The 22,018-nt window shown below is 72.6% G+C and carries 16 protein-coding genes and 1 pseudogene; 4 read left to right on the forward strand and 13 right to left on the reverse strand.

All coding sequences use genetic code 11. From position 1 onward, the window contains the following. Window positions 1-174: 174 nt before the first annotated feature. The 5 genes from QUY26_RS10970 to gatC form a co-directional block, all read right to left on the reverse strand. Complete coding sequence (locus QUY26_RS10970; RefSeq protein WP_289945466.1) at window positions 175-2,271, reverse strand: phosphocholine-specific phospholipase C; 2,097 nt, start codon at window positions 2,269-2,271, stop codon at window positions 175-177. Window positions 2,272-2,457: 186 nt separating this feature from the next. Continuing rightward, on the reverse strand, window positions 2,458-3,975 hold the full coding sequence (gene gatB / locus QUY26_RS10975) for an Asp-tRNA(Asn)/Glu-tRNA(Gln) amidotransferase subunit GatB (RefSeq protein WP_289945467.1): 1,518 nt from the start codon (window positions 3,973-3,975) through the stop codon (window positions 2,458-2,460). Between the two features lie 18 nt (window positions 3,976-3,993). Continuing rightward, the gene (locus tag QUY26_RS10980; RefSeq protein WP_289945470.1) at window positions 3,994-4,248 is read right to left on the reverse strand and encodes a hypothetical protein; all 255 of its coding nucleotides are present in this window, start codon (window positions 4,246-4,248) and stop codon (window positions 3,994-3,996) included. Continuing rightward, window positions 4,245-5,744, reverse strand: a complete 1,500-nt coding sequence (gatA, locus tag QUY26_RS10985) for an Asp-tRNA(Asn)/Glu-tRNA(Gln) amidotransferase subunit GatA (RefSeq protein ID WP_289945474.1) — start codon at window positions 5,742-5,744, stop codon at window positions 4,245-4,247. The genes QUY26_RS10980 and gatA overlap by 4 nt, the downstream gene beginning before the upstream one ends. A gap of 5 nt (window positions 5,745-5,749) precedes the next feature. After that, entirely contained in the window at window positions 5,750-6,046 is a 297-nt protein-coding gene (gene gatC, locus QUY26_RS10990; protein ID WP_016642027.1) for an Asp-tRNA(Asn)/Glu-tRNA(Gln) amidotransferase subunit GatC, read from the reverse strand. A gap of 216 nt (window positions 6,047-6,262) precedes the next feature. Between gatC and QUY26_RS10995 the strand changes: the two genes are divergently transcribed. Next, window positions 6,263-7,795, forward strand: a complete 1,533-nt coding sequence (locus QUY26_RS10995) for a glycosyltransferase 87 family protein (RefSeq protein ID WP_289945484.1) — start codon at window positions 6,263-6,265, stop codon at window positions 7,793-7,795. Between the two features lie 252 nt (window positions 7,796-8,047). On the opposite strand, the gene QUY26_RS11000 is transcribed toward QUY26_RS10995, so the two are convergent. The 5 genes and pseudogenes from QUY26_RS11000 to QUY26_RS11020 form a co-directional block, all read right to left on the reverse strand. Further along, a complete protein-coding gene (locus QUY26_RS11000) occupies window positions 8,048-10,144 on the reverse strand; it encodes a putative bifunctional diguanylate cyclase/phosphodiesterase (RefSeq protein WP_289955649.1) in 2,097 nt (698 codons plus the stop codon). 1,382 nt (window positions 10,145-11,526) lie between these two features. After that, the gene (gene ligA, locus QUY26_RS11005; RefSeq protein WP_289945485.1) at window positions 11,527-13,710 is read right to left on the reverse strand and encodes an NAD-dependent DNA ligase LigA; all 2,184 of its coding nucleotides are present in this window, start codon (window positions 13,708-13,710) and stop codon (window positions 11,527-11,529) included. A gap of 41 nt (window positions 13,711-13,751) precedes the next feature. Continuing rightward, entirely contained in the window at window positions 13,752-14,750 is a 999-nt protein-coding gene (locus QUY26_RS11010; RefSeq protein ID WP_289955650.1) for a methionine synthase, read from the reverse strand. Between the two features lie 17 nt (window positions 14,751-14,767). Next, a complete protein-coding gene (locus QUY26_RS11015; protein ID WP_289945487.1) occupies window positions 14,768-15,457 on the reverse strand; it encodes an SDR family oxidoreductase in 690 nt (229 codons plus the stop codon). Window positions 15,458-15,482: 25 nt separating this feature from the next. Then, window positions 15,483-16,051: pseudogene (locus QUY26_RS11020) on the reverse strand (LOG family protein). Between the two features lie 123 nt (window positions 16,052-16,174). On the opposite strand from QUY26_RS11020, the gene QUY26_RS11025 reads away from it, so the two are divergent. Next, complete coding sequence (locus QUY26_RS11025; RefSeq protein ID WP_289945488.1) at window positions 16,175-16,507, forward strand: DUF427 domain-containing protein; 333 nt, start codon at window positions 16,175-16,177, stop codon at window positions 16,505-16,507. Between the two features lie 118 nt (window positions 16,508-16,625). Here QUY26_RS11025 and QUY26_RS11030 read toward each other — a convergent pair whose 3' ends face one another. Continuing rightward, entirely contained in the window at window positions 16,626-17,606 is a 981-nt protein-coding gene (locus tag QUY26_RS11030) for a GlxA family transcriptional regulator (RefSeq protein ID WP_289945489.1), read from the reverse strand. Window positions 17,607-17,700: 94 nt separating this feature from the next. Between QUY26_RS11030 and QUY26_RS11035 the strand changes: the two genes are divergently transcribed. Then, entirely contained in the window at window positions 17,701-18,660 is a 960-nt protein-coding gene (locus QUY26_RS11035) for an NADP-dependent oxidoreductase (RefSeq protein ID WP_289945490.1), read from the forward strand. A 191-nt stretch (window positions 18,661-18,851) separates the two neighbouring features. Here the strand turns inward: QUY26_RS11035 and mnmA are convergent, their stop codons facing one another. After that, the gene (gene mnmA, locus QUY26_RS11040) at window positions 18,852-19,994 is read right to left on the reverse strand and encodes a tRNA 2-thiouridine(34) synthase MnmA (RefSeq protein ID WP_289945491.1); all 1,143 of its coding nucleotides are present in this window, start codon (window positions 19,992-19,994) and stop codon (window positions 18,852-18,854) included. A gap of 61 nt (window positions 19,995-20,055) precedes the next feature. On the opposite strand from mnmA, the gene QUY26_RS11045 reads away from it, so the two are divergent. Continuing rightward, window positions 20,056-20,826, forward strand: a complete 771-nt coding sequence (locus tag QUY26_RS11045) for an N-acetylmuramoyl-L-alanine amidase (RefSeq protein WP_289945495.1) — start codon at window positions 20,056-20,058, stop codon at window positions 20,824-20,826. On the opposite strand, the gene QUY26_RS11050 is transcribed toward QUY26_RS11045, so the two are convergent. Beyond that, window positions 20,823-22,001 carry a cysteine desulfurase family protein gene (locus tag QUY26_RS11050; RefSeq protein WP_289945496.1) on the reverse strand — a complete coding sequence of 393 codons (1,179 nt, stop codon included), beginning with the start codon at window positions 21,999-22,001 and terminating at the stop codon, window positions 20,823-20,825. The two genes, QUY26_RS11045 and QUY26_RS11050, sit on opposite strands and share 4 nt — an antisense overlap. Between the last annotated feature and the right edge of the window lie 17 nt (window positions 22,002-22,018).

Consider the following 22,018-nt stretch of genomic DNA (forward strand, 5'->3'; position numbering starts at 1 on the left):
CGACATGAGCGGGGAAATGGATCACGATCATCGCTTATGCGACGAGATGACCCGTGCGCAGACACTCTGACAGTCCCTGGAGATCCTTAGTCCTTTTCGTGGCCTTACTCACAAGATCACAAGGGGGGCCGCGGAGGGCTTCGCCGCACACGAAACCCTCCACGGCACAAGGCGTCAGCCCGAGACGCTCGCGCGACCGTTCTCGATGTGTCCCATCAGGCGCCGCCGGAAGCCCTTGTCTCCCTCGGCGGTGACCTCGATGTCGTACCAGCCGCGCTCGCCGCCCGTCTGCCAGGCGATGGTGCGGCTGCTCCCTGCCTTGATCCGTACCGTGCGGGTGCGCCGCCGGACGTCCGCCTCCTCCACGTATCCGAGCGGCTTGACCGTGAAGACGAGGTGCCCCTTGCCCCGGTTGGCCAGCGTGAGGTGGATCTCGCGCCGGGTGATCGCCGAGGAGAGGGCGGCCGCGCCTTCTCTCTGTCCTACGAATTCGCGGCGGAATCCGTTCGGCCCGGTGACGGTGAAGTGATACGCGTCACTTTTCTCGGGCAGGGTCCAGGAGCCGTCGTGCGCCACGTCCTGGTGCTGCGGAACGGGGAACTCGCCCGCGTACGGGTACAGCGCGAAGTGCGCGGCACGCCGTCCGCCGTTGCGCAGCCGTACCTTCAGGGCGCCGTCCTTGGTGCGCTTCAGGTCGGCGTCCGGCTGGTAGGGCAGCGGGCGGGCGCGGCGCACGCCGGGCTCCTGCGCGGGCATCGACTGCTTCTCCGGCGGCTTCGGCTGCCAGCGGCCGCTGAACACCGGGATGGCGCCGGGCTTGTCGACCTCGGGCTGGCGGTGGCCGCGGTGGAAGTCGAAGGCGCTGGTGAGGTCGCCGACGACCTTGCGGCGCCAGGGGCCGATGTTGGGCTCGCGCACGCCCGTCCACCGCTCCAGGAAGCGCACGACGGAGGTGTGGTCGAAGACCTCGGAGCACACGTAGCCGCCGACGGTCCACGGCGACACCACGAGCATCGGCACCCGCGCCCCGAGCCCGGTCGGCCGTCCCTGCCAGCGCTCCTCCCGCTCCTCGGGGGAGTCCCCGCCCGGCACGGGCGGCGGCACGTGGTCGAAGAAGCCGTCGTTCTCGTCGTAGTTGATGAAGACGGCCGTGCGCCGCCACACCTCGGGGTGCCGGGCGAGCGCGTCCAGGACCTTGTAGACGATGGTGGCGCTGTGCACCGGCGAGGACACCGACGGGTGCTCGGAGTCCAGGGCGGACGGCACCAGGTAGTTCACCTTCGCCAGCCTGCCGCGCGCGACGTCCTTGGCGAACCGGTCGGCCAGCGTGCCGGTGGGCACCCGCCGCAGCCCCCGCTCGAACAGGGACCGCTCCCGCTTGCTGAGCGTCTTGACGCCCTCGTCGAGCGCGGCGAGCAGCTTGCCCCGCTCCACCTCGTCCTTGGCGTCGCGCACCTTGGCGTAGAACGCCTCCATGAAGGTGTCGCCGGTCTTGGCGAGGACCTTGCGCGCGATGGCCTTGAAGGTGGTGAAGAACTCGATCTGGTTGTCGGTGAAGTTCTCCCACTCGGTGTACGTCTGCCAGCTGATCCCGGCCTTCTCCAGGCGCTCCGCGTACGTCCCCCAGTCGTAGCCGGGGTGCGTGCCCTCGGCGTACGCGTCGTTCTCGACGGCGCGCTTGCCGTTCGCCTCGAAGCCCGTCTTGCCGCTCCACAGGTGGTTGCGGTTGGGGCTGGTGGAGGTGTGGATGGAGGAGTGGTAGGCGTCGCAGACGGTGAAGGTGTCGGCGAGTTCGTAGTGCAGCGGGATGTCCTCGCGCGTGTAGTACGCCATCGTGGCCGCCGTCTTCGCGGTGATCCAGCCGTCCATCCAGCCGTCGTGCCAGGCCTTGGCGCCGCCGCTCCAGGAGTGGTCGAGGGCGCCGATGTACTGGAGGTCCTTCTGCTGCGCGGCGGCCGCCTCGCGCACCGGGAAGGGCAGCACCGAACGCAGCGGGCCGGGCTGCTCGAACACGCTCTTGCCGCCGGGCAGTTGGATCGCGTTGCGGTCGGAGAAGCCGCGCACGCCGCGCAGCGTCCCGAAGTAGTGGTCGAAGGACCGGTTCTCCTGCATCAGGATCACCACGTGCTCGATGGCGCCGAGCCCGCCCTTCGGCGGCTCCTTGGCGAGCGCCTGCTGGAGGGACGGCGGCAGGAACGAACCCACGGTGGCGGCGCCCAGGGCACCACCGCCCACAGCCATCAGCCGTCTGCGCGATATCTCCGCTGCCACGCCCAACCTCCAGTCGACACCCAATGGTTGTCCTTTGATCCATTGGTCTGCTGAGCTGGGACGGTAGTGACTCCTGATGGCTCATGGAAGACCGATGACCGAAGTCGGCGTGAACGTCGCCGCCACGCGAAGGGGCGCCGCACCTTCACGGTGCGGCGCCCCTTCGCGTACGGGAACGAGTCGGCGTCAGCCCTCGACGCCCAGCTGCTCCAGGATCAGTTCCTTGACGCGGGCCGCGTCGGCCTGGCCCCGGGTGGCCTTCATGACGGCGCCGACCAGCGCGCCGGCCGCCGCCACCTTGCCGCCGCGAATCTTGTCCGCGATGGCAGGGTTGCCGGCGATGGCCTCCTCGACGGCCGCCGTCAGCGCGCCCTCGTCGGAGACGACCTTCAGGCCGCGCTTCTCGACGACCTCGTCGGGCGTGCCCTCGCCCTTGAGGACGCCGTCGATGACCTGGCGGGCCAGCTTGTCGTTCAGCTCACCGGCGGTGACGAGCGCGGAGATCCGCGCCACGTGCTCCGGGGTGATCGGCAGCGAACCGAGGTCCACGCCCTGCTCGTTGGCGTTGCGGGCCAGCTCGCCCATCCACCACTTGCGGGCGGAGACGGCGTCCGCGCCCGCGTTGATCGTGGCGACGATCGGGCCGATGGCACCGGCGTTGAGGATCGACTGCATGTCGTGGGCGGAGACGCCCCACTCCTCGCGCAGCCGGTTGCGCTGGGCGAGCGGCAGCTCGGGCAGGGTGGCGCGCAGGGCCTCGACCCACTCGCGGGACGGGGCGACCGGCACCAGGTCGGGCTCCGGGAAGTAGCGGTAGTCCTCCGCCTCTTCCTTCACCCGGCCCGACGTGGTCGAACCGTCGTCCTCGTGGAAGTGCCGGGTCTCCTGGACGATCGTCCCGCCCGCGCCGAGGACGGCGGCGTGGCGCTGGATCTCGAAGCGGGCGGCCCGCTCCACGGAGCGCAGCGAGTTGACGTTCTTCGTCTCGGAGCGGGTGCCGAACTTCTCCTGGCCCTTGGGGCGCAGCGAGAGGTTCACGTCGCAGCGCATCTGCCCCTGCTCCATGCGGGCCTCGGAGACGCCGAGGGCCTTGATCAGCTCGCGCAGCTCGGCGACGTACGCCTTGGCGACCTCGGGGGCGCGCTCACCGGCGCCGACGATCGGCTTGGTGACGATCTCGATGAGCGGGATGCCCGCGCGGTTGTAGTCGAGCAGCGAGTGCGAGGCGCCGTGGATGCGGCCCGTCGCGCCGCCGACGTGCGTCGACTTGCCGGTGTCCTCCTCCATGTGGGCGCGCTCGATCTCCACGCGGAAGACCTCGCCGTCCTCCAGCTGGACGTCCAGATAGCCGTTGAAGGCGATCGGCTCGTCGTACTGGGAGGTCTGGAAGTTCTTCGGCATGTCCGGATAGAAGTAGTTCTTCCGGGCGAAGCGGCACCACTCGGCGATCTCGCAGTGCAGCGCGAGGCCGATCTTGATGGCGGACTCCACGCCGATCTCGTTGACGACCGGCAGCGCGCCGGGCAGGCCGAGACAGGTGGGGCAGGTCTGCGTGTTGGCGTCCTGCTTCAGCTCCGTGGAGCAGCCGCAGAACATCTTGGTCTTCGTGCCGAGCTCGACATGGACCTCAAGGCCCATGACCGGGTCGTACGTCGCGAGCGCGTCCTCGTACGACACCAGCTCGGGGGTGGTCGTGGCAGTCACGGTGTTGGAACTTCCCTCTCAGCCGAGCAGAACGTCGTCGTCGCCGATGCGCTTCAGCTCACGCACCAGGATGGCGATGCCCGTGACGATGGCGGCGGCGGAGACGACCGCGTCGACGAGCTTGAGCGTGTCGTGCTCGGCACGGGCCTTCTTGACCTGCTTGAGCGTGCTGAGCGCGCCGAACGCGGTGGTACCGATGGACAGATACGTGCCGGTCTTGGACTTCTTGAAGCCCTTGGCCTTGGTCAGTGTTTTCGACGGCTTGTTGCTCACAGCGACGGTGCCTCCTCAAGGAGCGGGTGCCCCCACTTTTCCACGAAGGCGGCCTCGACGGCGGCGCCCACCTTGTAAAGACGGTCGTCCTTGAGGGCGGGGGCGATGATCTGCAGTCCGACGGGCAGGCCGTCCTCGGGCGCGAGGCCGCAGGGCAGCGACATGGCGGCGTTGCCCGCCAGGTTGGTCGGGATGGTGCAGAGGTCGGCCAGGTACATCGCCATCGGGTCGTCGGCGCGCTCGCCGATCGGGAAGGCGGTGGTGGGCGTGGTCGGCGAGACGATCACGTCGACCTGCTCGAAGGCCTTCTCGAAGTCGCGCGTGATGAGCGTGCGGACCTTCTGGGCGCTGCCGTAGTACGCGTCGTAGTAGCCGGAGCTGAGCGCGTACGTACCGAGCATCACGCGGCGCTTGACCTCGTCGCCGAAGCCGGCCTCGCGGGTGAGCGCGGTGACTTCCTCGGCGGACCTGGTGCCGTCGTCGCCGACGCGCAGGCCGTAGCGCATGGCGTCGAAGCGGGCCAGGTTCGAGGAGCACTCGGACGGCGCGATCAGGTAGTAGGCGGAGAGCCCCAGGTCGAAGGAGGGGCAGTCCAGCTCGACGACCTCGGCGCCCAGGCTCTTCAGGAGCTCGACGGACTCGTCGAAGCGCTGCATCACCCCGGCCTGGTAGTGCTCGCCGCGGAACTGCTTCACGACGCCGACGCGCATGCCCTGGACCGAGCCGTTGCGGGCGGCCTCGACGACCGCGGGGACCGGGGCGTCGATGGACGTGGAGTCCATCGGGTCGTGGCCGGCGATGACCTCGTGCAGGAGGGCCGCGTCGAGCACCGTGCGGGCGCACGGGCCGCCCTGGTCCAGGGAGCTGGAGAAGGCCACCATGCCGTAGCGGGAGACGCCGCCGTAGGTCGGCTTGACGCCGACCGTGCCGGTGACGGCGGCGGGCTGGCGGATGGAGCCGCCGGTGTCGGTGCCGATGGCGAGCGGGGCCTCGTACGCCGCGAGGGACGCGGAGGAGCCGCCGCCGGAGCCGCCGGGGATGCGGGTGAGGTCCCAGGGGTTGCCCGTCGGGCCGTACGCGCTGTTCTCGGTGCTCGACCCCATGGCGAACTCGTCCATGTTGGTCTTGCCGAGGATGACGACGTCGGCGGCCTTGAGGCGCTTGGTGACCGTGGCGTCGTACGGCGGGATCCAGCCCTCGAGGATCTTGGAGCCGACCGTGGTCGGCACGCCCTCGGTGGTGAAGATGTCCTTGAGCGCGAGCGGGACGCCGGCGAGCGGGCCGAGCTTCTCGCCCCGCGCGCGCTTCTCGTCCACGGCGCGGGCCTGCGCGAGGGCGCCCTCGCGGTCGACGTGCAGGAAGGCGTGCACCTTCTCGTCGACGGCCTCGATGCGGGCCAGGTGGGCCTCGGTGACCTCGACGGCGGTGAGTTCACCGGCGGCGATCTTCGCGGCGATGTCGGCCGCGGTGAGCTTGATGATGGTGCTGTCCGTCATGACTTTTAGTCCTCCCCCAGGATCTGCGGCACCTTGAAACGCTGCTGCTCCTGTGCCGGGGCTCCGGAGAGCGCCTGCTCGGGGGTGAGCGACGGACGGACCTCGTCCGCGCGCATGACGTTCGTCAGCGGCAGCGGGTGGGAGGTCGGCGGTACGTCTTGGTCGGCGACCTCCGAGACGCGTGCGACCGCGCCGATGATGTCGTCGAGCTGTCCGGCGAAGTGGTCGAGCTCTTCGTCCTTCAGCTCCAGACGTGCAAGGCGGGCGAGGTGGGCGACCTCCTCGCGCGTGATGCCAGGCATGCAGCGATCCTCAGGGGTGAGTGTGATGGTTTCGCCCCCAATCCTATGGGGCTGGCCGCGCTGCCCGCGCCCGAGTTCCCTCCGACCCCTCGCGAGCGCTCCGGCAACGGATCCCGACCGCAGCCGTTGCGCCACCCGGCGGACTGTTCTCACGCTGCCCGGTGAGCCGCCGGTGAGCTGCCCGGACGGGGGCGGGGCGGGGCCGAGCATGCGTGCATGGGACTGCGTCAGGCTGGCTGGGGAACGGGGCGGGCTCGCACGGGGCCGCGGGGTGGCGAGGGGCGACGGGGGCTCGCACTCGCCGTGCCCCTCGGCGGCGTGGTCCTCCTCGCCGCTTCGCTGATCGCCTGGTGGTACGTCGTGACGGACCCGGCGTACACGGGGGCGCGCAGCCCGGCCGATCTGAGCGTGTACCTGGACGCCGCGGACGCGCCGGACCAGGGGCTGTACGAGGGCAAGTACGGGATCCACGGGCTGCCGTACCTCTATCCGCCGTTCGCCCTGCTGCCGTTCCGCGCCTTCGCGGGGGCGGATCTGACGGTGGCGGTGCGGGTGATGGCGGGGGTGTCGGTGGTGGCGATGGTGCTCGTCGCGTGGGCGGCGGTGCGGGTGGGGGCCGGGGCGCGGGCGGAGCCGCGGGCGGCGGGCGAGACGGTGGCGCGGGCGGGGATCCGGTGGTCGGCCGGGCCGGTCGCCGCCGGGTGCGCGTGCGCCGTCACCGGGGTCGCGCTGTGGACCGAGCCGGTGCTGCAGAACCTGGACTTCGGCCAGGTGAACCTCGTCCTCCTCGCGCTGGTCGTCACGGACCTCGCGACGGCCGACCGGCGGCCGTGGAAGGGGCTCGGCGTCGGTATCGCGGCGGGCCTGAAGCTGACGCCCGGCCTGTTCGTCGTGTACCTCCTCCTCACCCGGCGGTTCCGGGCGGCCGGCGTCGCGACGGCGGCGTTCGCGGGCACCGTGCTCGGCGGCTGGCTCGCGCTGCCGAAGGCCTCGGCGGACTTCTGGGGCGGGGCCCTCGCGGGCAGTCCCGGCGGCCGCGACTATCTGGCGAACCAGTCCCTGAACGGCGTCTTCGTCCGCCTCGGCTTCGGCGGCGACGGGGTCGGCGGGCCGGTGTGGGGCGCGGCCTGCGGGCTGCTGGTGGTGGCGGGGCTCGCCGCGGCGGCGGTGGCCTCGCGGCGGGGCCGCGAACTGGTGGCGATCTGCGTCGTCGGAGCGCTGACCCTGCTGTGCTCGCCGCTGTCGTGGACCCACCACTGGGTCTGGATCGTGCCGGCCCTCGTCCTCGCGGCCGACGCGGCGGCCCGGCGGGCCACGGCGCGCGCCTGGCTGTGGGTGGCTGGCCTGTTCGCGCTGTTCGCGGCGTGGCCGATCCGCATCGACGGCTTCGGCACCTGGGACCCGGCCCGCCCACTGCTCCCGTACGGACTCCTCTGGTACACCCCCCACTGGCACCGCGAACAGGACTGGGACCCCTTCCACTTCCTGTCGGGGAACTTCTATGTGTGGGTGGGGCTGGGATTCGTGGTGTGGGCGGTGTGGGCGTTCGGGGGGTGGGGGCGCGCGGTGCGGCCCGGAGGGGGTGCGCGGGCGGCGCGGACGGTGCGGGGTGCGCCCGGCGCGCGGGACGCCGGGGCGGGAGCGGGGGCTTCGGTGCCGGGGCCCGGAGGTGGGGGCGAGGTCGGGGTCGCGGCGGAAGTCCGGGAGGGAGTGGCTGCGGAGCAGGGGGGTGGGCGGGGCACTTCCTAGGCAGGCCGGGGTGGGGTGGGGTGGGCAGCGCGCGCACGGGCGGGGCACGCGCTGTGCAGGACCGGGACGCGAGCGGGTGCCCCCCTTCGTGTCGGGGCGGGATCAGGTCCTGTACGACGGGTCGGCGTGAGTTCGAGGTGCTGAACGCGTACGGCGCCGGGGCGCGGGGGCACGGACCGAGGGCTCCGAAGTACAAGGGCGGGCCCGCCTCGCCGGAGTACGGGTCGGGCCCGGGGCGGGGCGGCCGCTACGTCACTTGGCCGCGCGGGTCGGGGACGGGTCCGGGGTCTCCGGGGCGGGCGTGGACGGGGGGTCCACCGCGCGGTGCCAGCCGCGTTCGCCGCGGGTGCGCAGCCACGCCGTCGTCTCGTTCGGCGGCATCGCGGCGGCGACCAGCCAGCCCTGGACGGCGTCGCAGCCCAGGTCGCGCAGGCGCTCCCAGGTCTCGTCGTCCTCGACGCCCTCGGCGACGACGAGCAGGCCGAGGGAGTGCGCGAGGTCGACCGTGCAGCGCACGATCTCGGCGTCCTCGTTGTCCACGGCGAGGCGGGCCACGAACGACCGGTCGATCTTCAGCTCGCTGACGGGCAGGCGGCGCAGGTGCACCAGCGAGGAGTAGCCCGTGCCGAAGTCGTCGAGGGACATCTTCACGCCGTGGCCGGTGAGCCCGGCGAGGGTGTCGGCGGCGCGCTGCGGGTCCTCCAGGAGTACGTGCTCCGTTATTTCCAGCTGGAGCGCCCCCGCGGGCACCCCGTGCCGGGCCAGGCGCGCGGCGACGGCGCCCGCGAAGCCGGGGGTGTGCACGTCGCGCGGCGACACGTTCACCGCGACCGGGACCTTCAGGCCCTGCGCCCGCCACCTGGCGACCTGGGCGAGGGCGGACTCCAGGACGTACTCCGTGAGGTGCGGCATCAGGCCGGACGACTCGGCGATGGCGATGAACTCGTCCGGTGGCACCTTGCCCCGCTCCGGGTGCACCCAGCGCACCAGCGCCTCCAGGCCCGCGACCTGCCCGTCGAAGCGGACCTTCGGCTGGTAGTGCAGTTCCACGTCGCCCGCGTCGAGGGCGCGGCGCAGGTCGCCGAGGAGGCCGAGCCGGTCGGGGGTGTTGGAGTCGCGCTTGGACTCGTACACCTCCACGCCCGTGCGGTCCCGCTTGGCCTGGTACATCGCCACGTCCGCGCGCCGGAGCAGCCCTTCGGCGTCGAGCGCGTGGTCGGGGAAGACGGCGAGACCGGCGCTCGCCTCCAGGACGAGGGTGAGGCCGTCCAGGTCCAGGGGCGAGCCGAGGGCGGCGACCAGGGAGCGGGCGACACGCGTGGCCGACGTGGTGGAGTCGGCGACCGGGAGCAGCACCGCGAACTCGTCGCCGCCGAGCCGGGCCGCCTCCGCGCCGCGCGGCAGCGCGAGCCGCAGCCGGTCGGCGATCTGCAGCAGCAGGCGGTCACCCGCGAGGTGGCCGAGGGTGTCGTTGACCGAGCGGAAGCGGTCCATGTCGATCAGCATCAGGGCGGAGCGCGCGCCGATGCGCTCGGCGTCGTCGAGGGCCGTCCAGGTCCGCTCCAGGAGCCACTGCCGGTTGGGCAGTCCGGTCAGCGGGTCCCGCAGCTGCTCCTCGGCTCTGGCGCGCGCGATCCACAGCGTCGAGTCCAGGGCGACGAGGGGGATGGTGAACAGCGGCAGGAGCAGCGGCAGGGACATCGCGACGACGCAGATGAGCGGCGCGATGCCGAGCAGGGCCACGCCGAGCAGGCCCTGTCTGACCAGCGCGGTGCGGGTGACCGTGGGCAGCGCGCCGGTGCGCGGGGCGTGCACGTACCAGAGCAGGACGCGGGTGACGGCGAGGTACGCGACGGCGACGAGGGCGACCTCGGGCGCCGTGTAGAGGTCCCAGCTCTCCGGGTTCCAGGGGGCGTCGGCGGTCGGCGCGGTGCCGAACGCCGCGAGGGTGAGGGCGCCCGCGCCGATGCCGAGGATGTCGACGGCGCCGTGCAGCACGCCTTGTCGCCAGCGGTGGCGGCGGGCGACGCCGACGAGGACGACGACGGTCAGGCTGACCATGCCCGCGGGCATCCAGCCGTACAGCAGGAGCACGGCGACGGTCAGCGCGCCGCCGGAGCCGGTGCCGCCCCACCAGCGGTCGCGGCCGAGCGCGACGAGGTGGCCGACGATGAGGCCGGTCAGGACGGCGAGGGACCAGCCGACGGTGCCGGAGGGGAAGAGCGGGTGGCCGCCGGTGAACGCGTGGAAGAAGCCCGTGCCGAGGACGACGGCGGCCGCCGCGACGACGGCCGCGGGCAACAGCTGCCAGCCCCCGCGCTCCTCGGCCTCGTCCGCGCCCCCGTCCACCCCGGACCCGTCGAGGGCGCCCTGGCCCCGCACGCCGGTTGCGCGCCCGCCGCGCCACAGCCCGCGCCGCGTGCCGCCGCCCGAGGAGTCCGCCCCGCCTGCGCCACGCAGGGCTTCCCGCGCGGTCGGGGCGTCCCCGCCGGCGGCAGGGCCTCCGACGGCACCACCTCCGCCCCCTCCGCTCGCGACCCCGCCGGTCCCGACACCACCGGCACCGGTCTCCACGCCTCCGGTGCCCACACCGCCAGTCCCCACGCCGCTGGCGCCTCCGGCACCCTCGGAGCCACCCGCGACGCCCCGTACGCCCGCAGGACCCGCTCCGTCGCCGAATCCGGCGCCACCGGCCGCGAGGACGGTCGGACTCCCGCCACCGGCAGCGGTCACCGCACCCGACGTCGCCACACCTGCCGTCACCACGCCCGAAGTCGCCAGGGCACCCGAAGCCGTCACCGCGCCCGACGCCGTCACCGCGCCCGACGCCGTCACCGGGCCGGAAGCCGCCACGGAGCCCGAAGCCGTCGCCGGACCCGAAGCCACTGCCTGACCCGACGTCACGACCGCCCCGGAAGCGCTCACCGCGCCCCGCGCCACCGCCGCGGCCTCCACGAGACCCGCACCCGACGGAGCGTCAACTCCCGCTGCCCGTAAGGCCGGTGCGACGGCGGACGACACGCCGCCCACCGTGGGGTCCGTCTCGTCCTTGTCGGGCCAGGGCGCACCGTGGCCACCCGCTCCCCGCCGTTCGTCCTCGGCATTCGCCGTCACACCAGCCTCCGCCGGGACCGCAGTTCCGTGACCGCCGGTTCCCCGCACAGGCGCCCGTCGTCCGCCCGGCTCCGGTCCCTCACCAACTGACCTACCCCGTATGCCCGTTACTTCCTCCTGCTGAGCCGCATCGGGGCCGGAAACGGCCGCCCGGCCGAGGATCGCGTCCGGGTCCGCGCCGCCCGAGGTCCAGGCCCGCTCGCGGGGGCGGAAGCCGGGCGCCTCCTCGGCCCGCGCGGCCGCCGCGTCATTCGGGTCGCGCACCGCGCCGCGCGCGGGCCCACGCCGGGCGCCGAGCACACGTCGCAGGCGCGACCGCAGCCATGAGTCCGGGGCGACGCTCTCGGTCGGTTCCATTCCCGTCCCTCTCACAGCCGGCGGTGCCCACGCCACGCGGAGCCACGCGGACTTGAAGATCCCTGGACAGCCGCGTCCGAAAACCCCGCCCCGGCTCTCGGCGAGCAGGGGGGACCCCATCCGCAGCGGGGCACGGCAGGCGCACACCTCAACAGTAGGCCGCAGAAGGCTTCCACGGGCAGCGGTCGTCTACGGTTGCCCGAATGCGACCCGGCCACCCGTATGCATCTGATATGCGCTGAACGGGTGGCCTTCAACCGCTATTCTTCGGCCGGAAGTGCGGCTTCCCGGGCGGCCTCCACCCCTTGTTCGAGCAGGACGGCGAAGCCGTCCTCGTTGAGAACCGGAACCTTCAGTTGCATGGCCTTGTCGTACTTCGAACCGGGGTTGTCCCCCACAACGACGAATCCCGTCTTCTTTGAAACGGAACCGGTGACTTTCGCACCGCGGCTCTGCAGAGCTTCTTTCGCGCCATCCCGGGTGTGGTTCTCCAGGGTGCCCGTGACGACGACGGTGAGTCCTTCCAGGGGACGCGGCCCCTCGTCCTCGCCCCCGCCCTCTTCCTCCATCCGGACTCCGGCGGCCCGCCACTTGCGGATGATCTCCTGGTGCCAGTCCTCGGCGAACCACTCCTTGAGGGACTTCGCGACGATCTCGCCGACGCCGTCGGTGTTGGTCAGCTCCTCCTCCGTGGCCTGCTCGATGCGGTCGATGGAGCGGAACTCACGGGCCAGCGCCTCGGCCGCGACCGGGCCCACATGGCGGATGGAAAGGCCGGTGAGGACACGGGCGAGCGGGCGTTCCTTGGCCGCGGCGATGTTCTCCAGCATGGCGAGGGTGTTCTTCTTCGGCTCGCCCTTCTGGTTGGCGAAGAAGAACACCACCTTTTCCTCGCCGGTCTTGGGGTCGCGCTTGGGCAGGCCCGAGTTCTGGTCGAGGACGTAGGACTTGATCGGGAGGAGTTCCTCGACCTTCAGGTCGAAGATGTCGCCCTCGTTCAGGATGGGCGGCGTGGCGGGCTCCAGCGGGGAGGTGAGCGCGGCCGCGGCGACGTAACCGAAGTTCTCGATGTCCAGGCATTTACGGCCCGCGAGATAGAACAGGCGCTCGCGCAACTGGGCGGGGCACGTCCGTCCGTTCGGGCAGCGGAGGTCGATGTCGCCCTCCTTCATGGGCCGCAGCGCCGTGCCGCACTCGGGGCACTCGGCGGGCATCACGAACTCGCGCTCGCTGCCGTCGCGCAGGTCGACGACCGGGCCGAGGATCTCCGGGATGACGTCGCCCGCCTTGCGGAGCACCACCGTGTCACCGATGAGGACGCCCTTGGCCTTGACCACGTCCTGGTTGTGCAGCGTGGCGAACTCGACCTCGGAGCCCGCGACGGTGACGGGCTCCACGACGGCGTACGGCGTGACGCGGCCGGTGCGGCCGACGCCGACTCTGATGTCGACGAGCTTGGTGTTGACCTCCTCGGGCGCGTACTTCCACGCGATGGCCCAGCGGGGGGCGCGGGAGGTGGAGCCGAGGCGGCCCTGGAGCGGGATCTCGTCGAGCTTGACGACGACGCCGTCGATCTCGTGCTCCACGGAGTGGCGGTTCTCGCCGAAGTGCGTGATGAACGCGCGGACCTCGTCGAGGCCGCCGACCACCTTGTTGTGCTTGGCGGTGGGCAGGCCCCACTCGCGCAGCAGGCCGTACGCCTGCGAGAGGCGGTCGATGTCGAAGCCCTCGCGGGCGCCGATGCCGTGCACCACCATGTGCAGCGGGCGGGTCGCCGTGACCCGGGGGTCCTTCTGGCGCAGCGAACCCGCCGCCGCGTTGCGCGGGTTGGCGAAGGGCTTGTCGCCGGCCGCCACCAGGCGGGCGTTCAGCTCCTCGAACTTCTCCATGGGGAAGAAGACCTCGCCGCGGATCTCGACGAGGGCCGGGATCCGGTCGCCCTTGAGGCGCTCGGGGATGTCCGCGATGGTGCGGACGTTGGGCGTGATGTCCTCGCCCGTGCGACCGTCGCCGCGGGTGGCGGCACGGGTCAGCCGGCCGTGCTCGTACGTCAGGTTGACCGCGAGGCCGTCGATCTTCAGCTCGCACAGGAAGTGGTGGTCGCCGGTGCCCACTTCCTTGGCGACGCGGTCGGCCCAGGCGGCGAGCTCCTCGTCGTCGAAGGCGTTGTCGAGGGAGAGCATCCGCTCGCGGTGCTCGACGGAGGCGAAGTCGGTCTCGTAGGCCCCGGCGACCTTCTGGGTCGGCGAGTCCGGCGTGCGCAGCTCCGAGTAGCGCTCCTCCAGGGCCTCCAGCGAGCGCAGCAGCTTGTCGAACTCGGCGTCGCTGATGACCGGCTGGTCCTTCACGTAGTACCGGAAGCGGTGCTCCTCGATCCGCTCGGCCAGCTGGGCGTGCTCGTCGCGTGCCTCGGCGGGCACCGTGCCTTCCTGTTCGACAGCCACCGTCTCGTCCTCCCGTTGCCTTCAGACCCAGTTGCTCAGCGTTACTCAGGAGAGTCCGCGAGTGATCTCGCCGCCCGGGCGCAGTGGGCGAGCGCCGCGCGGGCATATGCGGGCGAAGCGCCCGCGAGACCGCACGACGGCGTGACCGTGACCGACTCCGCGAGTGACCCCGGATTCAGCCCCAGCCTGCGCCACAGCGTCCTGACACCCATGACGCTACCGGCAGGGTCTGACAATGGACCGTCCGTGCCCGGTACGACACCGGCGAACAGCTTCGTGCCGGCCTCGACGGCCTCTCCCAGTACCTCGTCATCACGCTCGGTGAGCAGCGAGAAGTCGAACGACACGGCGTCGGCGCCCGCCCTGCGCAGCAGCGCGAACGGTACGTCGGGCGCGCAGGAGTGGACCAGCGAGGGTCCTTCGTGGACGGCGAGGACGTCGCGCAGCGCGCTCTCGACGAGCTGCCGGTCCACGGCACGGTGCGTGCGGTACTGGCTCGCGGTCCTGATCCGTCCGCGCAGCACCGCGGTGAGCGAGGGCTCGTCGAGCTGGAGGACGAGGTCCGCTCCCGGTACCCGCCGCTTGACCTCCGCGAGGTGGCCGCGCAGTCCTTCCGTGAGTGATCCGGCCAGGTCACGGCAGGCGCCGGGGTCGGAGAGCGCGGCCTCGCCGTTGCGCAGCTCCAGGGCGGCCGCGAGCGTCCAGGGGCCGACGGCCTGGACCTTCAGCGGGCCCGTGTAGCCCTGGGTGAACTCCTCCAGGGCGTCCAGGTCCTCGCCGAGCCAGGACGCCGCGCGGCGCGTGTCGCGTCCCGGCCGGTCGCCGAGGCGCCAGCCGCTGGGCTCCACGCGCGCGTACAGCTCGACGAGCAGCCCGGCCGTGCGGCCGATCATGTCGGCGCCGGGTCCGCGCGCGGGCAGCTCGGCCAGGTACGGCATGCCCTCATCGGCACCGTCGAACGTGCCGGTCACCGTCTTCGCCGTCTCGCGGGCGTCGCCGCCGGGCATCGATCCGACGCCGGTGGCGCCGCCCCACCGCATCACGCTCACCGCCTCGCTCACCGTCCGGGCCGCACCGTGAGGTCGTTGACCTCGGCGTCGCGCGGCAGGTCGAGGGCCATCAGGATCGTGGTGGCGACCGACTCGGGGTCGATCCACCGCGCGGCGTCGTACTCCTTGCCCTCCTGCTGGTGCACCTTGGCCTGCATGGGGCTCGCCGTGCGCCCGGGGTAGACGGAGGTGACGCGCACGCCGTTGCCGTGCTCCTCGTTGCGCAGGGAGTCGGCGAGTGCCTTCAGGCCGTGCTTGGAGGCCGCGTACGCCGACCACTCGGCGCTCGCGCGCAGGCCCGCGCCGGAGTTCACGAAGATCACGTGACCTTCGGCGACGCGGAGTTGGGGCAGGAAGTGCCGGGTCAGCTCGGCGGGCGCGATCAGGTTGACGTTCAGCTGGTGGCGCCAGGTCTTGGGGGTGAGGTCGCCGACGGGGCCGAGGTCGACGACGCCCGCGATGTGCAGGAGCGAGTCCACGCGGTCCGGGAGGCTCTGGTGCGAGAAGGCCCAGGAGAGCCTGTCGGGGTCGGCGAGGTCGCCGACGAGGGTGCTCGCGCCCGGGAACTCGGCGGCGAGCTCCTTGGCGCGGCCCGCGTCGCGCGCGTGCAGCACGAGGGTGTCCCCGCGCGCGTGGAGGCGGCGGGCGACGGCCGCGCCGATGCCGGAGCCCGCCCCGGTGATCACATGAGTTGCCATGTGCCCATCGTCGCATTGCGCCCGGTCAGCGCGTGCCCATGGCCTCCTCCAGGTACGCGAGGGCGCCCACCGGCTCCTCCGCGAAGAAGACCAGGTCGGTCAGCGGCACCGGCAGGAAGCCCTCGTCCTCCATGCGGCGGAACCGCTCCTTCAACCCGTCGTAGAACCCGCCGGAGTTGAGCAGCACCACCGGCTTGCTGGTGCGGCCGTGCTTCTTCAGCTCCAGGATCTCGGTGGCCTCGTCGAGGGTGCCGGTGCCGCCCACCATGATCACGACCGCGTCGGCCTTCTCCAGGAGCAGCGCCTTGCTCCCCAAGGTCTTAAGGACCAGGGGGACCCCCTGGCGAGGTCCTTGGCGCTCACCATGTCGTCGACGCCGGGCCTGGCCTTGGCGGCGAGGAAGTCGACCGAGCCGCCCATGAGGCGGCCGTCGGCCTCCTGCACGCCGTCCGCGACGACCTTCATCAGGCCCACGTCCGAACCTCCCCACACCGGCGTGTGACCACCCTTGCCGAGCAGCTCGGCGAACTCGCGGGCGGGGCGGGTGCAGGTCTCGGGCAGGTCGGCGGCGGAGAGGAAGACACAGATGTTCATGGCGTCCACCGTGCGTTTCGGCTCCGGCGCTCCGGCAGCGCCCGGAACCGGGAAGAACGATCCCCGCGGGCGTGCTGAACCAGGAAGACGACTCCTACGGAGACTCAACGGAAGGGCACCACCGTGACCCAGGGACACCTCATCACCGTCGAGCAGGGCACCCAGCACGTGCGCGTGACACAGGACGGCCAGGTCGTGGCCGAGAGCACGCGCCCGCTGCTGCTGCGCGAGACGGGCTTCCCGGTGCGCTACTACCTGCCTCCGGAGGATGTGCGCACCGACCTCCTCACGCCGTCCGACACGCACACGTACTGCCCCTTCAAGGGGACGGCGTCCTACTGGTCGCTGCCGGGAACCCCGGACGCCGTGTGGGCGTACCCGGAGCCGAAGCCCGACGTGGCTCAGATCAAGGACCACTTCTGCTTCTACGAGGTCACGGAGGTGACCCCGAACTGACCGACGGGGGCGCGGGGAGTCCCCGGAGGGGCGCGGAACTGCGCGACAAGCCCCTTCCGCCCCGCGGGACAACCCCCCACCGGCCCGCGGGCACCCCTCCTCCGCACCGAGCGGAGCGCTACGCGGCGGCCGCCGTGAACGTCCTGCGGTAGGCGGCCGGAGAGACGCCGAGTACGGACCGCATGTGCTGGCGCAGCGAGTTGGCGGTGCCGAAGCCCGCGCGGTGGGCGACCAGGTCGATGGGCAGGTCGCTGGTCTCCAGGAGGTGGCGGGCCAGTTCGAGGCGCTGAGCCGTGAGCCACCGGCCCGGCGTGGTGCCCACCTCGTCGCGGAAGCGGCGCGTGAACGTGCGCAGGCTCATGCGCGCGTGGTCGGCCATCTCGCCCAGCGTCAGCGGCTCCTGGAGCCGCTGCAGCGCCCACGCGCGCGTGTTCGCGGTGGTGGCGAGGGTCGCCTCGGGGACGGGCCGCTCGATGTACTGCGCCTGCCCGCCGTCGCGCCAGGGCGGCACGACGCAGGTGCGGGCGACGTGGTTGGCGACGGCGCTGCCGTGGTCGCGGCGCACCAGGTGCAGACACAGGTCGACCCCGGCGGCCACCCCGGCGGAGGTGAGGATGTCGCCGTCGTCCACGAAGAGCACGTCCTCGTCCACGCGCACGCGCGGGTAGGTGCGCTGGAAGTGCGGGGCGACGTGCCAGTGGGTCGTCGCGGGGCGGCCGTCGAGGAGCCCGGCGGCGGCCAGGACGTAGGAGGCGCTGCAGAACGACACCAGGCGGGCGCCGGTCCTGATCCGGCCGAGCGCGGCGGCGACCGGCTCCGGGAGCAGGCCGCCGGCCAGGCCCTTGTCGAGTTCGCTCGTCGGCGGGATCACGACCGTGTCGGCGCTCTCCAGGGCCTCGGATCCGTGCTCGACGGCTACGGAGAAGCCCGCTTCCGTCCGCACGGGGCGGCCGTCCACGGTGCACACCACGATGTCGTACAGCGGGTGTCCCGCCTCGTCCCGCGCGGTGCCGAAGACACGCGAGGCGATGCCCAGCTCGAAGGCGTACACACCCTCCAGGGCGAGGACGACGACGCGGTGCGTGCTCCGAGATGCCATGGCCAGATTCTGTCACATGATGGCCAAACTGCCAGCACCGCGCGTGGTCCCGCGGGCGCACCCTGGTGGTCGCTCAACAGAAAGGACCAGATCGATGAGCTCCCGTACGACCGCCACCATGCGTGCCGTCAGCCCGCGCGCGTGGGGCGCCCCCGACGTCCTCGTCCCCGTCGAGGTGGACCGGCCCGAGCCAGGGATCACCGAGATCCTGGTGAAGGTGCACGCGGCCGGGGTGAATCCGGTGGACTGGAAGACGCGGGCCGCGGGCGAGTTCGGGACGTGGGGGGACACCCCGATCCTCGGCTACGACGTGTCCGGCACGGTCGAGGCCGTGGGCCCCGGGGTGACGCTGTTCGCCCCCGGGGACGAGGTGTTCGGCATGCCGCGCTTCCCGGAGCAGGCGGGCGGCTACGCCGAGTACGTCGTCGCCCCGGCCCGGCGCTTCGCCCGCAAGCCCGCGAACATCGACCACGTGGAGGCCGCCGCGCTGCCCCTGGCGGCGCTCACCGCCTGGCAGGGCCTGATCGAGACGGCGGGGCTGCGCGCGGGCCAGCGCGTCCTGATCCACGCGGCGGCCGGGGGCGTCGGCCACCTCGCCGTGCAGATCGCCAAGGCGCAGGGCGCGTACGTCATCGGGACGGCGCGCGCCGACAAGCACGACTTCCTGCGCTCCCTCGGCGCGGACGAGCTGATCGACTACACGACGACGGACTTCGCCGAGGCCGTACGGGACGTGGACGTGGTCCTCGACGGCGTCGGCGGGGCGTACGGCGACCGCTCACTGCCCGTGCTGCGGCGCGGCGGCCACCTGGTGACGCTGCCCGACCCGGGCGGCCTGCCGGACGCCGCGCGGGCACGGGAGGCGGGCGTCCACGCGGGCTGGACCATCGTGGAGCCGGACCGGCACGGGATGCTGGAGATCGCCCGGCTGGTGGAGGAGGGGCGCCTGCGCGCGGAGGTCGCCGAGACGTTCCCGCTGGAGCGGGCGGCCGAGGCGCACGCCTTGGGCGAACTCTCCCGCACCCAGGGCAAGCTGGTCCTCACGGTGGCGTGACGCGTAGGGGTTGCGCCCCTCTCCCCCGCATCGCCGCTCCGCGGCTCGTCCTCGATCGCCGGACGGGCCGAATACCCTCGGCCGACGTCCGGCGAGGATCTCAGCCCGTCCGGCGTTTGAGGACGAGGCGCGGAGCGCCGATCAGGGGGAAAGGGGCGCCGCCCCATAGCCCGGGCCGACCGAGCCCAGGCTCAGGCCGGCGCAGCGGCCCGCTCCGTCGCGGCGATGGTCGCCGAGCCGACCACACGCGTGCCGTCGTACAGGACGATCGCCTGCCCGGGGGCGACCCCCCGCACCGGCTCCTCGAAGGACACCCGCAGTTCGTCGCCCACCAGCTCCGCCGTCACCGGCGTCTCGCCGCCGTGGGCGCGCAGCTGCGCGGTGTAGGTGCCCGCCCCGGTGGGGGCGGCACCGCACCAGCGGGGCTTGATGGCCGTCAGGAACGTCACGTCGAGGGACGCGGCGGGGCCGACCGTCACGCGGTTGTCGACCGGGGAGATGTCCAGGACGTAGCGGGGCTTGCCGTCGGGCGCGGGCGTGCCGATGCGCAGGCCCTTGCGCTGGCCGATCGTGAAGCCGAAGGCGCCCTCGTGGCTGCCGACGACCGCGCCGGACTCGTCGACGATGTCGCCCTCCGCCTTGCCGAGGCGGGAGGCGAGGAAGCCCTGGGTGTCGCCGTCGGCGATGAAGCAGATGTCGTGCGAGTCCGGCTTCTTGGCGACGGCGAGGCCCCGGCGCTCGGCCTCCGCGCGGATCTCGTCCTTCGTGGTGACGGTGTCGCCGAGCGGGAACATCGCGTGCGCGAGCTGCCGGTCGTCGAGCACCCCGAGGACGTAGCTCTGGTCCTTGGCCATGTCCGAGGCGCGGTGCAGCTCGCGCACCCCGTCCTCGCCCGTGACCACCTGGGCGTAGTGGCCGGTGCAGACCGCGTCGAAGCCGAGGGCCAGGGCCTTGTCCAGGAGCGCCGCGAACTTGATCTTCTCGTTGCAGCGCAGGCAGGGGTTCGGGGTGCGCCCGGCCTCGTACTCGGCGATGAAGTCCTCGACCACGTCCTCGCGGAAGCGCTCGGCGAGGTCCCACACGTAGAACGGGATGCCGATGACGTCCGCCGCGCGGCGGGCGTCGCGCGAGTCCTCGATGGTGCAGCAGCCGCGCGCGCCCGTGCGGAACGACTGCGGGTTCGCCGACAGCGCCAGGTGCACACCGGTCACGTCGTGCCCCGCTTCGGCGGCACGGGCGGCGGCGACGGCGGAATCCACCCCGCCGGACATGGCGGCGAGGACACGGAGCGGGCGGCTGGTGCGCGGCGGGGCCGACGGGATCTGCGAAGTCATAGCCCTAACAGGGTACGGGTCCGTGGGAACCCGGCGCCCCTGAGTATGCGTTGAGGATCACATGGGGGACGAGAAGGCGGAGAGCACCGAGGACGGCGGCCAGGCCCCGTCCGAGCCCGAGCGCGCGGTCAGCCGGCGCGCGGTGCTGCTCGGCGGCACGGCACTCGTGGGCGTGGGCACCGCGGTGGTCGCCCGCGACGAGCTGGGGCGCCTGTGGTGGCGGGTCCCCGGAGTGGTGAAGAAGCGCGAGGAGGGCGTGGTCGACGCCCGGGGCGCGCAGTGGATAGCGGCGTCCTCCGCGAACTGGCGGCGGGCCGACCGCCCCGACGACTACGAGATCGACCGCGTCGTCATCCACGTCGTGCAGGGCGGGTACCGCACCGCCCTGAAGGTCTTCAAGGACCCCGGCCACGGCGCCGCCGCGCACTACGTGGTCCGCAAGGACGGCCACATCGCCCAGATGATCCGCGAGCTCGACGTGGCGTTCCACGCGGGCAACAGGAGCATGAACGAACGCAGTGTGGGCATCGAGCACGAGGGCTTCGTGGAGAAGAAGGAGTCGTTCACGGACGCGATGTACGAGGCGTCCGCGCGGCTCACGGCGGGGATCTGCGAGCGGTACGACATCCCGGTGGACCGGGAGCACATCATCGGGCACGTGGAGGTGGAGGGGACGGATCACACGGATCCGGGGCCGCACTGGGACTGGGACCGGTATCTGCGGCTTGTGCGGCGGGAGCGGGATCGGCCCCGTCGGCCTGCGCGGACCGGGGCGCCTGCCCAGCGGAAAGGTGAGCGCGGGGAGAACCGCCCCGGAGCGGACAGCGCCTAGCTCAAGCCCGCCGTCCGCGCCCGCTCCACCGCCGGGCCGATCGCCGCCGCCACCGCGTCCACGTCCGCCTTCGTCGACGTGTGTCCGAGGGAGAACCGCAGGGTGCCGCGGGCCAGGTCCGGGTCGGTGCCGGTGGCGAGGAGGACGTGGCTGGGCTGGGCGACGCCCGCGGTGCACGCCGAGCCGGTGGAGCACTCGATGCCCTGCGCGTCCAGGAGCAGCAGGAGCGAGTCGCCCTCGCAGCCGGGGAAGGTGAAGTGGGCGTTGGCCGGAAGGCGCCCCGCGGGGTCGGGGTCGCCGCCGAGGATCGCGTCCGGGACGGCGGCGCGGACGGCCGCGACGAGTTGGTCGCGCAGCGCGCCGATCTCGCGGGCGAACCACTCGCGGCGCTCGGCGGCGAGCCGCCCGGCCACGGCGAACGCGGCGACCGCGGGCACGTCCAGGGTGCCGGAGCGCACGTGCCGCTCCTGGCCGCCGCCGTGCAGCACGGGCACGGGGCTGTGGGCGCGGCCGAGCAGCAGCGCGCCGATGCCGTAGGGGCCGCCGATCTTGTGCCCGGAGACGGTCATCGCGGCGAGCCCGGAGGCGCCGAAGTCGACGGGCACCTGACCGAAGGCCTGCACGGCGTCGGCGTGCAGCGGCACGTCGAACTCGGCGCAGACGTCGGCCAGTTCACGCACCGGCTGGAGCGTGCCGATCTCGTTGTTGGCCCACATGACGGTGGCGAGGGCGACGTCTTCGGGGTTGCGGACGATGGCCTCGCGCAACGCCTCGGGGTGCACGCGGCCGTGCGCGTCCACGGGGAGGTACTCGACGGTGGCGCCCTCGTGCTCGCCGAGCCAGTCGACGGCGTCGAGGACGGCGTGGTGCTCGACGGGGCTGGCGAGGACCCGGGTGCGGGCGGGGCCGCCGTCCGCGCCGGAGCGCCGCGCCCAGTAGAGGCCCTTCACGGCCAGGTTGTCCGCCTCGGTGCCGCCCGAGGTCAGGACGACCTCACTGGGGCGCGCGCCGAGCGACTCGGCCAGCGTCTCGCGGGCCTCCTCGACGGTGCGGCGAGCCCGGCGGCCCGCCGCGTGCAGCGAGGAGGCGTTGCCGGTGACGGCGAGCTGGGCGGTCATCGCCGAGATCGCTTCCGGAAGCATCGGGGTGGTCGCGGCGTGGTCGAGGTAGGCCATGGTGGGCACGATTCTAC

This window comes from Streptomyces flavofungini, from assembly GCF_030388665.1.
In the GTDB taxonomy this organism is placed as follows: domain Bacteria; phylum Actinomycetota; class Actinomycetes; order Streptomycetales; family Streptomycetaceae; genus Streptomyces; species Streptomyces flavofungini_A.

Coding starts and splice junctions, on each gene's coding strand:
- QUY26_RS11045 (WP_289945495.1), top strand. CDS start 20,056: ATGGGGGACGAGAAGGCGGAGAGCACCGAGGACGGCGGCCAGGCCCCG.
- QUY26_RS11050 (WP_289945496.1), bottom strand. CDS start 22,001: ATGGCCTACCTCGACCACGCCGCGACCACCCCGATGCTTCCGGAAGCG.
- QUY26_RS11030 (WP_289945489.1), bottom strand. CDS start 17,606: ATGGCATCTCGGAGCACGCACCGCGTCGTCGTCCTCGCCCTGGAGGGT.
- gatC (WP_016642027.1), bottom strand. CDS start 6,046: ATGCCTGGCATCACGCGCGAGGAGGTCGCCCACCTCGCCCGCCTTGCA.
- QUY26_RS11035 (WP_289945490.1), top strand. CDS start 17,701: ATGAGCTCCCGTACGACCGCCACCATGCGTGCCGTCAGCCCGCGCGCG.
- QUY26_RS11015 (WP_289945487.1), bottom strand. CDS start 15,457: ATGGCAACTCATGTGATCACCGGGGCGGGCTCCGGCATCGGCGCGGCC.
- gatA (WP_289945474.1), bottom strand. CDS start 5,744: ATGACGGACAGCACCATCATCAAGCTCACCGCGGCCGACATCGCCGCG.
- mnmA (WP_289945491.1), bottom strand. CDS start 19,994: ATGACTTCGCAGATCCCGTCGGCCCCGCCGCGCACCAGCCGCCCGCTC.
- QUY26_RS10995 (WP_289945484.1), top strand. CDS start 6,263: ATGGGACTGCGTCAGGCTGGCTGGGGAACGGGGCGGGCTCGCACGGGG.
- QUY26_RS11010 (WP_289955650.1), bottom strand. CDS start 14,750: ATGCGGTGGGGCGGCGCCACCGGCGTCGGATCGATGCCCGGCGGCGAC.